The following is an 11,448-nucleotide window of genomic DNA, read 5'->3' as shown; positions in this document are numbered from 1 at the left end:
CCCTGAAAGAGCTGCTGAATCCGGACCCTCCAGACAAAAAAATAGAGCCTCAAATGAGGCTCTATTTATGATCGCCCCAAACTGTGGGACAGCAGTGGCATTGCGCCGGCTTTTTCAAACCTTCCTGACAGCCTTACACCTCCATCCACGCCTTGCGCACGGCGTCATCGTTGCGCACGCCCGGGGGCACCCCTGGAGCACGATCTGACCACGGGTTATGACCAGAACGCTATGGGGGACATCCATGGCGATGGCGAGCATCTGCTTGTCTTTGTCGGCAAAAGCAGAAGCTCGCCCCGACAGATCAATCCTGATCCGTCAGCGCGCCTTCGCTGGCGGAACCGACCAGCCGTGCGTACTTGGCCAACACCCCACGGGTATAACGTGGCGTCGGCTGCTGCCAATTGGCACGACGGCGTGCCAGCTCTGCATCGGAGAGGTCCACAACCAGGGTGTTCTCCTGCGCATCAATGGTGATCAGGTCGCCGTCTTCCAGTAGCGCCAGCGGACCGCCATCGAAGGCTTCCGGGGTCACGTGGCCGACCACGAAACCATGGCTGCCGCCGGAGAAGCGGCCATCGGTAATCAGCGCCACCTCATTACCCAAGCCTCGCCCCATGATGGCGGAGGTGGGGGTGAGCATTTCACGCATGCCCGGCCCACCGCGGGGGCCTTCATAGCGAATCACTACCACGTCGCCAGACACTACAGTGCCGTCGTTAATCCGTTGCTGGGCTTCTTCTTCCGAACCGAACACCCGTGCCGGGCCGGAAAAGTGGGTGCCTTCCTTGCCGGTGATCTTGGCCACCGCGCCGTCCGGGGCCAGGTTGCCATACAGAATGCGCAGGTGACTTTCCGCTTTCAGAGGCTCGGACAAGGGCGAGATAATCTCCTGATCCAGCGGGTACGGCGTTACATCAGCCAGATTTTCCGCGAGAGTGCGGCCAGTGACGGTCAGGCAATCGCCGTGCAGCATGCCCGCGTCCAAGAGGATCTTCATCAGCGGCTGAATACCGCCAATGGCCACCAGTTCGCTCATCATGTAGTGGCCGCTGGGGCGCAGGTCCGCCAGCACCGGCACCCGCTTGCCGATCTCGGTAAAGTCATCCAGTGACAACGCCACATCGATGGTGCGGGCCATGGCGATCAGGTGCAGCACCGCATTGGTGGAGCCGCCCAGGGCAATCACCACGGTGATGGCATTCTCGAACGCCGCGCGGGTCATGATGTCGGACGGCTTGATGTCCTCTTCCAGCAGTTTCAATACAGCGGCGCCGGCCCGCACGCAGTCTTCCCGCTTTTCTTCGGACACCGCGTTCTGTGCGGAGCTGCCGGGCAGGCTCATGCCCAGTGCTTCGAGGGCCGAGGCCATGGTGTTGGCGGTGTACATGCCGCCGCAGGAACCCGGGCCGGGGATGGCGGTTTCTTCAATCTGCTTGAGCTCAATCAGATCCATGTCGCCCCGGGAATGGGCGCCCATGGCTTCGAACACGGAGACAATATCGGTGTGCCCCTTACCGGGCATGATGGTACCGCCGTAAACGAACACGCTGGGGCGATTCAGCCGCGCCATGCCCATCAGGCAGCCTGGCATGTTTTTGTCGCAACCGCCCAGGGTCACCAGGCCGTCAAACCCTTCGCAGGCGGCCACGGTTTCAATGGAGTCGGCAATCACCTCGCGGGAGACCAGCGAATACTTCATCCCTTCGGTGCCGTTGGCGATCCCGTCAGAGATGGTAATGGTATTGAAAATCACGCCCTTGCCGCCGGCCGCATCCGCGCCCTGGCAGGCCTTGTCGGCCAGCTCACCAATGTGGCTGTTGCAGGGCGTCACCTGACTCCAGGTAGACGCGATGCCCACCTGAGGTTTACGAAAATCTTCATCGGTAAATCCCACGGCCCGCAACATGGCCCGGCTCGCCGACTTGCCTGGACCGTCGACGACCTTGGCGGAATGCCGGCGGCGTGGATCGCCCTGTGCATCACTCATACCCTCTCCTGATTCCGGTTAACGCTTCACCGCCAGCACGGCAAAGGTGTCGCCAATGTCCACCCGTGCCGGGTGACGGCGACCAATCAACATGCCCTTGAAAGGCGCCAGATACTCTACCGGTGGCTCGCCGGTGCGGTCGATGGCATGCACACGGGCAAGCACATCACCCTGCTGCACCCACTCACCCAGCGCCACCGCAAATTCCAGCAAACCGCGATGCTCACTGACACGGTAATAGTCTGCGTTGGGGATCTCCAACGCCTGCGATGTCACCGGTAGCGGGTCGCCGGGCAGAATGCCGGCAAAGCGTAACACGTTGTCCACGCCCTGCTCTGCCAGCGCCACGGTATCCGGGGTAGTCGTGCCGCCGCCGCGCAGCTCGGTGCCAATGAACACCCGTCCCTGGGCTTCTACCACGCTGTCGAACAGGGCCTCCTCCTCCAGCTCCGCCATAAACAGGGTGTAAGGCGCCCCAAACGCCTCCGCCCCGGCCAGGCAGCGCGCTCCAAAGGCCTCATCGGCGAGGCGATGGGTGGCCGCAAAAGGCAACAGGTCCAGCGTGCGTCCACCGGAATGCATATCCAGCACCACGTCGGCCAGCGGCACCAGATAACGGGTGAAGTAATCGGCAATTTTTTCGGTGAGGGAGCCGGCAGGGTCGCCCGGAAAGGCCCGGTTCAGGTTGCCGCCGTCCAGCGGTGAAGTACGCGTGCCGTTCAGCACCGCCGGGTGATTCATCATCGGCACAATGATGACACGGCCGCTGATATCACGCGGCTGCAGCCGGTTGGCCAGCTTGAGCAAGGCGGTGATGCCCTCGTATTCATCACCATGATTGCCCCCGGTCAGCAGTGCGGTGGGCCCTTCGCCGTTGCGGATCACCGTCACCGGGATCATCACATTGCCCCAGGCAGACTGGTCGTGGGAGTAAGGCAGTTTGAGGAATCCGTGCTGCACGCCGTCCCGATGAAAATCCACCGTGGCGCTGATCGCGCTGTCCTGCATAGCGAGTCCGTTATCTCCAGGTCAGGGGGCATATGACGCACCCGGGTCTTTACGCCTATAATGCGCGCTTTACCGGGATTGCGAACAGGACATTCTTTTTATGGCCGACAAAGGCACGCTGTACATCATTTCCGCCCCGTCCGGCGCCGGCAAGACCAGCCTGGTGGCCGCCCTGGTCGACAAGCTTGCCCGGGTCCGCATTTCCATCTCGCACACCACCCGCGCCATGCGCCCCGGTGAGGAAGACGGCGTGAACTACCATTTCACCGACCGTGACAGCTTTGTCCGTCAGGTGGAACAGGGCCGTTTTCTCGAGCATGCGGAAGTGTTCGGCAACCTTTACGGCACCAGTGCCGACTGGGTCGCGCAGACCCTGCGCGGCGGCGATGATGTGATTCTGGAGATCGACTGGCAAGGCGCCACCCAGATTCGCAAGCAGCTACCGGATGCCGTCAGCGTCTTCATTCTGCCGCCCTCACTGGAGATTCTGGCCGACCGCCTGCGGGGCCGCGAAACCGACGACGAAACGGTGATCCAGCAACGCCTGGACGGTGCCCAGGAAGAGATGAGCCACTACGGCGAATTCGACTATCTGGTGGTCAACGACGATTTTCAGCGTGCCCTGTATGAGCTGGAAGCCGTTGTCGAGGCTCGCCGGCTGGTAACAGCGCGGCAGTCTGCCCGCCAGGCCGCGACCCTGCAGAACCTGCTCGCGCCACGCTGATCGCCCCTGTCGGGGCCAGCCCCGGCACCGCCGTTCGGCGGCGGGCACTGGACTTGCACTGCCCTCAGCCCGTAAAATCGCCTCCTTGCGAATTATCAGGCGGTGCGGGTTCATGTCGAACCGGCCCCGCCAGCTTGTCAGGAGAGCAGCATGGCACGAGTTACCGTAGAAGATTGCCTGGAAAAACTGGATAACCGCTTTGAGCTGGTACTGGTTGCCGGCAAGCGCGCCCACCAATTGCAGAGCGGCGGTAAAGAGCCACGTGTAGCCTGGGAAAACGACAAACCCACCGTTGTCGCCCTGCGTGAAATCGCAGAAGGCCACGTGACGGCTGAATCCGTGGACAACCCCATCGCGGATCGCAGCGCCGACGTGGACGAGCTGGCCCTGCTGACCCAGTCTTTCGGCGAGTAATTGCTCGCCCCGTCTCCCCCAAACGGGTCGACGGGAACAAGACAAGCAAACGCAGAGGCCGACCGGCCTCTGCGTTTTGCCATCTGGCACTTGCCCCTCACTCCTGTTTTCCAGCGCGACACCCCCTTTTCGCGCCTTGCTTGCCAACCGGTATCGCTTTCTCCCAGCCAAACAATCGTCTGTGCCTATCTCCTTGTCATAGACAAATCCTGCCCTCAAATCTAAGCTAAGAGTCATCTTCGAACCTGCTACTCGCCAAGGGCGTGACGAGGCCTTTTGCCCACCATCCATAATCTGGAAAAACGGTTACGCAGTTACCTGGACGATGACCAGATCGCCCAGGTCGTACACGCTTACCATTTTGCCGAGCAAGCGCACGAAGGCCAGTACCGCCGCACCGGGGACCCGTACATCACCCACCCGCTGGCGGTGGCCAATATCCTCACCGACATGCACATGGACCATGCCTCGCTCATGGCCGCCATGCTGCACGATGTGATCGAGGACACCGGGTTCAGTAAAGAGCAGCTGGCCAACGAATTCAGCGAAGAGGTGGCCGAGCTGGTGGACGGCGTGTCCAAGATCGCCCAGATCAAGTTCGAATCAAAAGCGGAGCAGCAGGCGGAAAACCTGCGCAAGATGATGCTGGCCATGACCCGGGACATCCGCGTCATCCTGATCAAGCTGGCTGACCGCCTGCACAACATGCGCACCCTGCACGTGATGCGCGCGGAAAAGCGCCGCCGTATCGCCACCGAAACCCTGGAATTGTACGCCCCCATCGCCTTCCGGCTGGGCATGTACAACATGCGGGTGGAATACGAGGACCTGGCCTTTCACGCCATCTACCCCATGCGCGCCAAGCTGATTGGCCAAGCGGTAAAAAAGGCCCGCGGCAACCGCAAGGAAATCCTCACCACTATCAAGACCAGCCTGGAACACTGCCTGGAAGAAGAAGGCATCGAAGCCCGGGTACTGGGCCGCGAAAAACACCTGTACAGCATTTACACCAAGATGAAGGAGCAACACAAACCCTTCTCCGACATCATGGATGTGTTCGGCTTCCGCATCATCGTGGACCGGGTCGACACCTGCTACCGGGTGCTCGGCGCCACCCATAACTACTTCACGCCGATTCCCGGTCGTTTCAAGGACTACATTGCCATTCCCAAGGCCAATGGCTACCAATCCCTGCATACCACACTGAAGGCCCGCTCCGGCATTCCCCTGGAAATGCAGATTCGCACCGAAGAAATGGAGGCCATGGCCAATAACGGCATCGCCGCCCACTGGCTGTACAAGTCCGATGACGAGCCCGGCTCGCCCACTCACAGCCGCACCCAGAGCTGGATGCAGCGCCTGCTGGAACTACAGCAGAAGACCGGTAACTCCATGGAGTTTATCGAGAACGTGAAGGTGGACCTGTTCCCGGACGAAGCCTATGTGTTCACCCCCAAGGGGGACATCAAGGAACTGCCCGGCGGCGCCACCGCGGTGGATTTTGCCTACGCCGTGCACACCAAGGTGGGCAACAAGTGCGTGGCGGCGCGCATCGACGGCAAGCTGGCCGCGCTGTCTACACCACTGGAATCGGGCCAGACCGTCAAGATCATCACCGCCCCCAATGCCACTCCCAACCCGGCCTGGCTCAATTTTGTGGTCACCGGCAAGGCGCGCACCAACATTCGCCACTTCCTCAAGCACCAGCAACGCGAAGATGCCGTGGAGCTGGGGCAGCGGCTACTGGAGAAAGCCCTGCACAGCTACGACATGGGCCTGGACGATCTGCCCATTGAGCGAGTGGTCAGCGAGCTGGCCGGTAACGGTTACGTGGAGCTGGACGACCTGCTGGAAGATATCGGCATGGGCAACCGCCTGGCACCACTGGTGGCGCGCAAGCTGGCCGGCGCTCGCGATGACGACGAGCGCCAGCACGAAGATGACCGCCGACCACTGGCCATTCGTGGCAGCGAAGGCCTGATGGTTAGCTACGCCAAGTGCTGCTGCCCGCTGCCCGGCGATACCATCATCGGCCACCTGAGTGCCGGGCGCGGCATCGTAGTCCACCGTGATACCTGCAAAAACCTGCTGGCGGAAATGCGCAACGCCCCGGAAAAATGCATCGCGCTAAGCTGGGACAAACAGGTGGAACAGGAATTCACCGCCGCCCTGCGCATCGAGCTGATCAACAAACGCGGCGTCCTCGCCACCCTGGCCAACAGCGTGTCGGAACTGGGCTCCAACATCGACACCATCGACATGGCCGAGAAAGACCCCACCCTCACCATCCTCAACGTGACCATGACGGTGAAAGACCGCATCCACCTGGCGCGCATCATCAAGAAACTGCGCACCCTGGACAGCATCGTCCGCATCCACCGGCTTTGATAAACGCAGCACCCCTCACGCAATATGCCAAGGCACTCTTGGCGGTTTCTCCGCGCTATTGCGTGCAGGTATTAACCCGTGCAAGCATAGCCGCTTCCCTTTTTTCGCCTGCTGGCCGTGGCCGGGGGCATAACTGACGAAGAACACATCATGTCCAACCATTCCGTAATCAGCACCGACAAGGCTCCGCAAGCCATTGGCACCTATTCCCAGGCCATCAAGGCAGGCTCCACCGTGTATCTGTCCGGCCAGATTCCGCTGGTGCCGGAAACCATGGAGCTGGTTGAAGGCGACATGGAGGCGCAGATCGAGCAGGTGTTTTCCAACCTGATCGCGGTGTGCGAAGCCGCAGGCGGCAGCCTGCAGGACATCGTGAAACTGAATATCTTCCTCACCGACCTGAGCCACTTTGCGCTGGTCAACGAGGTAATGGCACGGCATTTCACCCAGCCTTACCCGGCTCGGGCGGCCATCGGCGTGGCGGCACTACCTAAAGGCGCCGGCGTGGAAATGGACGGCATCCTGGATATTGCCTGACCCCACGCACCACGCTTCATGCAACACGCCCGCCCTTGTGCGGGCGTTTTTGTTGGTGCCGCCCTCCGAAAGGAGGGGAGACAGGGCGGCTTTAAAAGCGCACCATCGAACAGACGGTGGGCGGACAGATGTGCGCCTGCGTTAATCTCGCAACACTTATTCTGGCAACCTTATTTTCGCAACATAAGGGAGAGCGATATGGATACCGCGACCCACGACCTCAACGCCCTGTTTGATCAGCTCGGGCTGGCCAGCAGCGATCCCGATATTGAAGACTTCATCCACCAGCATGGCGGCACACTCACCGACAGCATGCACCTGCATCAGGCACCGTTCTGGAATGAATCCCAGGCACGATTTCTTGCCGAGGCGGTTCGCGAAGACGCGGAGTGGGCGGAAGTGGTGGATTCGTTGAGTGCGCTGTTGAGGCATTGAAAGGGCAGCTTCGGGCCTGGGCAAGGCAAGGATCGAGTAACGAGTTGCGAAAGGCAAAACCCCAACCCCAGGGGCCTGGTCGTCGGTGTTAGATTTTCGAAATCTCGTTACTCGAAACTCGCTTCTGGAATTCTTACCTCGCTTGGGCTCGGATCGCCTGCAGGCGGGCCCCTGCGGCAGGCCATGTGTCCGGCCTTACCCGATCGGTAACAGCAGCAGTATTCGGTCGAAGAAGATGCAATAAAGCAGCAGCGGCACCGGCAAGCCAATCAGCGTGCCAAGCATGTAATGGCGTAGCTTCACCCCGCTGAGCGCCAACGTGTAATTCAACGCCGGCATGGTCTGAAACAACAAACGCAGCAAGGCGACACTGCGCACCGGGTGGCTGTCCAGCCGTGCCAGAATCTTCCTGGCGAGGGGGCTCTGTATATCCCGCAGGGCACTGCCGCCGAGACCGCGCACCAACACATAGGTCACCAGGCAGGACACACAGGCGGCCACATAGGTCGCCAGTCCGCCCATCACCGTTCCCAGCGCCAGGATGGCCGCCGCCAGAAAGATCCAGCCGGGTAGCTGAATCAGGTTGCCGATCACGAAGACCACCACAAAGGCAATGAAACCGGAAACCGGATTGGCCTCCAGTTGCGCGCGCAGGAACGACACCGACAGCTGCTCACGCAGGCCCGTCAGTTCCACGGTAATCAGGACCAGCGCCAGCACCATGGCCAACATGATCAGCCGCCGATAACGCCCCAGAGAAAGTGTCATGATCACAACCGTTCCGCCTTTTCCTGCCTTGCACTATGGACAGTGTAAGCTGGCACGGCCAGCAAAACGTGAAGGGGGAGGGGTTTCAAGTTGAAAGTTGAAAAGTGCAGGATACCTGGGATGCCCGCCGGCGCCTGCGATTAGTTTCAGTTTTGATTGTTTCCCGGTACTGCGGCGCGGCTAAAGCCTATTTCGGATGGCTCCCGGAAATACCGCGTTTTCAACCTGGAACGGTCAAGTCGCAACTCAAGATCAGCCCAGATCCAGCTCAGAATCCAGCACCGCCTGATAGCCTTCAGGCAGCACATCGGCCCAGGCATCCAGCCCTTCGCGCAGGCCTTCCAGAGTACCCGCGACCAGATTGGCGTGGCCCACCTTGCGGCCCGGACGGACGCTCTTGCCGTACCAATGCACCACACCCGGATGTTGCAGCCAGGCATTCTCGAAGGGGGTACCGATCAGGTTGACCATGGCGGAGGGGCCGTGGACGTTGAGGGCATGAAGGGGCACACCGGCCAGGGCGTGGACATGCAGGTCGAACTGGGACCAGTCCGCGCCTTCGTGGGTCCAGTGGCCAGAGTTGTGCACCCGCGGGGCAATCTCGTTGACCATCAGCTGGCCATCCACTTCGAAGAACTCTACCGCCATGACGCCGGCGTAATCCAGTTCTTCCATGATGCCCTTGAGCATCTGCTCGGCGGGTTTCTGCAGATCAGAACAGGCGTTGGCCGGTGCCAGGCTCAGGCGCAGAATGCCGTCCACGTGCCAGTTGCGGGTCAGCGGGTAGAACAGGGTTTCGCCGCTGATACTGCGCGCGCCGACGATGGACAGTTCGCGGCTGAACGGAATTTTTTTCTCGACGATGGCCTTGCCGGCCAACTCTGCGGCGGGCACAGCAGACAGGTCGCCGCCCTCGCCCACAATCCAGGTACCACGACCGTCATAGCCGCCACTACGGGCCTTCACGACCACGCCACCAAACTGCGCCACCGCATCATGCAGGTCGTCGGTCTTGTCCAGGGTCACCCAGGGCGCCGTGGGAATGCCCAGCTTGTCGAGCATCGCTTTCTGGGTGAAGCGGTCGGGGATCACTTGCAGGGCGCCGCGCGCCACACAACGATCGCTCTGCGCGAGTTCTGCGGAAAAACCGGTGTCCGGGAAGGCTTCACGTTCCACGGTAATCACCGGGTAGCGTTCCAGGCATTCTTCCCAGCTGATCGGCACGGCCAGGTCCGAGGTGCCCGGCAACAGCAATGCCCGCTCCGGGTCGTAACGGTCCACCACCAGCCCCAGCCGAGCTGCGGCTTCTGCCATCATCAGGCCAAGCTGGCCACCACCAAGAACAAGTACGCGATTCATAGCAGATCCGTCAGAGCAAACAGGGAAAAGAACGGAGCCAGGGGATCAGCCCTGCCCCAGCTCTGCATTGGCCAACACCTCATCCGCGCGGGAGGCTTTCCAGTCGGCGATTTGTTGTAGCAGTTCGGGGTTGTCCGCCGCCAACATCTGGGAAGCCAGCAGGCCGGCATTCCAGGCGCCCGCCGCGCCGATGGCCAGGGTGCCCACGGCCACGCCCTTGGGCATCTGCACGATGGACAGCAGGCTGTCCCAGCCAGACAGGGTACGGCTTTTCACCGGCACACCCAGCACCGGCAGCGGGGTCAGGGAGGCGATCATGCCGGGCAAATGCGCCGCGCCACCGGCGCCGGCGATAATCACCTTGTAGCCGTTCTCGTGGGCGCTTTTGGCAAAGTCGTACATACGCTGAGGGGTGCGGTGAGCCGATACCACTTCGGCCTTCCAACCCACATTGAATTGGGTCAGGGCGTCACAGGCTTCTTTCATGGTCTCCCAGTCAGATTGGGACCCCATTACCACGGCAACCGGCGTGCTCATTCGCGTTACTCCATCGCGCCCATCACGGGCTTTTGCGGCGCATCGGCATCTACCCCGGCACCGACACAGAAAAATTTGAGGCGCACACTTTACTAATGCCTGCGCCGGAGGCAAGCCTATCGGCGAAAAAACAACCAATGATCACGTTCCCGGCCGACAGATGGGCGATTTTAGCGTGATTTGGCCGGGAATGCGCTTTGGGATCAGTTCAAAGGAGCGAGTTGGAAGTTTAAACGCGGGCCAGGCAGGGCGTGACAGAACCGCCGTGCCCGCGCCCCATGTTGATAGCTGGAGGCAGGTCAAAAGCGTTTTTTACCACAGAGGGCAGCACGACCATCTGAGTTGGCACGCGGACCCAGAGCTTCAGCTTTGATCCAATCCAACCCGCGCCTTTCAACTTTTAACTTTGAACTTTCAACTGCTTCTCTCCGCCAGCACCTGTGCATACCCCTCCTGATAACCCGGATACTGCAGAGCATAGTGCCCTTGCTGGATATACAGGCTGCGCACCTGTTTGCCAGTGGCCGGTTCATCAGGCACCGCCAGGGTCAGCCCCTGTTGGTCCGCCAACCATTTCAGCACATCCAGATTGCGGCCACCTACCGCATCGGTGCCGATCACCAGCGGCGGCATTTCACGGCCCTCCAGCCAGCCCAGCACCACGCTGTGCAGCAGGCCCACGCAGTCGTCGCGGTGAATGCGATTAGTCCACTGGGGCGCCGGCAGACTTTCTTCTCCACGGGCCAGCCTGGCTGCCTTGTCGATTTGCCGATAACGGCCCGGCCCGTAGATGCCAGTGAAGCGCACCACGGTACTCAAACTGCGGGTGCTGATCTCTTCTTCCGCCGCCAGCAATACCTTGCCGTTATAACGCCCCGGGCGCGGCGGCGTCAGCTCATCGACAACGCCTTCCAGATCGCCGAAAACCGCACTGCTGGAAACGAACACCACCGGGGGCAGCGGTTGCTGGCGCCCCAATGCCTCCAGCAGGATCAGTGGCGCACGCACAAAGGCCTGCAAATAACCTTCTTCGCTGTACTCTGACGGCGTCATGATAATCACCAGCAGATCCACCGGGTCCGGCGGCAGCATGGCTGCACCTTCGGTGAGATCCTGGCTGTACAGCTCCACCCCGGCAGGCGCCTGGGTGCCGCGACGAATCGCGCTGATGCGATGTCCGCCCGCCATTAATTGTTCGGCCAGGCCAGTGCCCAGGTCACCCAGGCCGGCAATAAGAATGTGAGACATAACGCTCCTTACGGAGCGCCAGACGCTGGATGCCCCATGC

General features: G+C 61.1%; 11 protein-coding genes. 5 read left to right on the top strand and 6 right to left on the bottom strand.

The annotated features are described in order from the left end of the window. Positions 1-304 precede the first annotated feature (304 nt). Together ilvD and doeB are read right to left on the bottom strand one after the other, a co-directional pair. Entirely contained in the window at positions 305-1,990 is a 1,686-nt protein-coding gene (gene ilvD, locus COA55_RS10295) for a dihydroxy-acid dehydratase (protein ID WP_290502027.1), read from the bottom strand. 18 nt (positions 1,991-2,008) lie between these two features. Next, on the bottom strand, positions 2,009-2,998 hold the full coding sequence (gene doeB / locus COA55_RS10290) for a N(2)-acetyl-L-2,4-diaminobutanoate deacetylase DoeB (RefSeq protein ID WP_290502025.1): 990 nt from the start codon (positions 2,996-2,998) through the stop codon (positions 2,009-2,011). A gap of 100 nt (positions 2,999-3,098) precedes the next feature. On the opposite strand from doeB, the gene gmk reads away from it, so the two are divergent. The 5 genes from gmk (at position 3,099) to COA55_RS10265 (ending at position 7,496) form a co-directional block, all read left to right on the top strand. Further along, the gene (gmk, locus tag COA55_RS10285) at positions 3,099-3,722 is read left to right on the top strand and encodes a guanylate kinase (RefSeq protein ID WP_290502023.1); all 624 of its coding nucleotides are present in this window, start codon (positions 3,099-3,101) and stop codon (positions 3,720-3,722) included. 150 nt (positions 3,723-3,872) lie between these two features. Continuing rightward, positions 3,873-4,136 (top strand): DNA-directed RNA polymerase subunit omega, encoded by a 264-nt coding sequence (gene rpoZ, locus COA55_RS10280; RefSeq protein ID WP_007149241.1) that lies wholly within the window; start codon positions 3,873-3,875, stop codon positions 4,134-4,136. Between the two features lie 276 nt (positions 4,137-4,412). Next, positions 4,413-6,524, top strand: coding sequence for a RelA/SpoT family protein (locus COA55_RS10275; protein ID WP_290502021.1), 2,112 nt, complete (start codon positions 4,413-4,415; stop codon positions 6,522-6,524). 150 nt (positions 6,525-6,674) lie between these two features. After that, a complete protein-coding gene (locus COA55_RS10270) occupies positions 6,675-7,061 on the top strand; it encodes a RidA family protein (RefSeq protein ID WP_063519889.1) in 387 nt (128 codons plus the stop codon). A gap of 198 nt (positions 7,062-7,259) precedes the next feature. After that, positions 7,260-7,496 carry a DUF2789 domain-containing protein gene (locus COA55_RS10265; protein WP_063519888.1) on the top strand — a complete coding sequence of 79 codons (237 nt, stop codon included), beginning with the start codon at positions 7,260-7,262 and terminating at the stop codon, positions 7,494-7,496. Positions 7,497-7,691: 195 nt separating this feature from the next. Here COA55_RS10265 and COA55_RS10260 read toward each other — a convergent pair whose 3' ends face one another. The 4 genes from COA55_RS10260 to COA55_RS10245 all read right to left on the bottom strand — a co-directional run bounded on the left by COA55_RS10260 (position 7,692) and on the right by COA55_RS10245 (position 11,408). Next, on the bottom strand, positions 7,692-8,264 hold the full coding sequence (locus COA55_RS10260) for a VTT domain-containing protein (protein WP_063519894.1): 573 nt from the start codon (positions 8,262-8,264) through the stop codon (positions 7,692-7,694). 252 nt (positions 8,265-8,516) lie between these two features. Next, positions 8,517-9,623, bottom strand: a complete 1,107-nt coding sequence (locus COA55_RS10255; protein ID WP_290502017.1) for a 5-(carboxyamino)imidazole ribonucleotide synthase — start codon at positions 9,621-9,623, stop codon at positions 8,517-8,519. Between the two features lie 45 nt (positions 9,624-9,668). After that, entirely contained in the window at positions 9,669-10,160 is a 492-nt protein-coding gene (purE, locus tag COA55_RS10250) for a 5-(carboxyamino)imidazole ribonucleotide mutase (protein WP_007150426.1), read from the bottom strand. A gap of 414 nt (positions 10,161-10,574) precedes the next feature. Further along, positions 10,575-11,408: an NAD-dependent epimerase/dehydratase family protein gene (locus tag COA55_RS10245; protein WP_290502014.1), complete on the bottom strand. Its 834-nt coding sequence runs from the start codon at positions 11,406-11,408 to the stop codon at positions 10,575-10,577. Positions 11,409-11,448: the final 40 nt, after the last annotated feature.

Source organism: Alcanivorax sp. (assembly GCF_002733835.1).
Taxonomy (GTDB): domain Bacteria; phylum Pseudomonadota; class Gammaproteobacteria; order Pseudomonadales; family Alcanivoracaceae; genus Alcanivorax.
Note: the sequence above shows the minus strand (reverse complement) of the source record. Positions and strands in the feature narration are given on the sequence as shown.

Coding starts and splice junctions, on each gene's coding strand:
- ilvD (WP_290502027.1), bottom strand. CDS start 1,990: ATGAGTGATGCACAGGGCGATCCACGCCGCCGGCATTCCGCCAAGGTC.
- doeB (WP_290502025.1), bottom strand. CDS start 2,998: ATGCAGGACAGCGCGATCAGCGCCACGGTGGATTTTCATCGGGACGGC.
- gmk (WP_290502023.1), top strand. CDS start 3,099: ATGGCCGACAAAGGCACGCTGTACATCATTTCCGCCCCGTCCGGCGCC.
- rpoZ (WP_007149241.1), top strand. CDS start 3,873: ATGGCACGAGTTACCGTAGAAGATTGCCTGGAAAAACTGGATAACCGC.
- COA55_RS10270 (WP_063519889.1), top strand. CDS start 6,675: ATGTCCAACCATTCCGTAATCAGCACCGACAAGGCTCCGCAAGCCATT.
- COA55_RS10265 (WP_063519888.1), top strand. CDS start 7,260: ATGGATACCGCGACCCACGACCTCAACGCCCTGTTTGATCAGCTCGGG.
- COA55_RS10260 (WP_063519894.1), bottom strand. CDS start 8,264: ATGACACTTTCTCTGGGGCGTTATCGGCGGCTGATCATGTTGGCCATG.
- COA55_RS10255 (WP_290502017.1), bottom strand. CDS start 9,623: ATGAATCGCGTACTTGTTCTTGGTGGTGGCCAGCTTGGCCTGATGATG.
- purE (WP_007150426.1), bottom strand. CDS start 10,160: ATGAGCACGCCGGTTGCCGTGGTAATGGGGTCCCAATCTGACTGGGAG.
- COA55_RS10245 (WP_290502014.1), bottom strand. CDS start 11,408: ATGTCTCACATTCTTATTGCCGGCCTGGGTGACCTGGGCACTGGCCTG.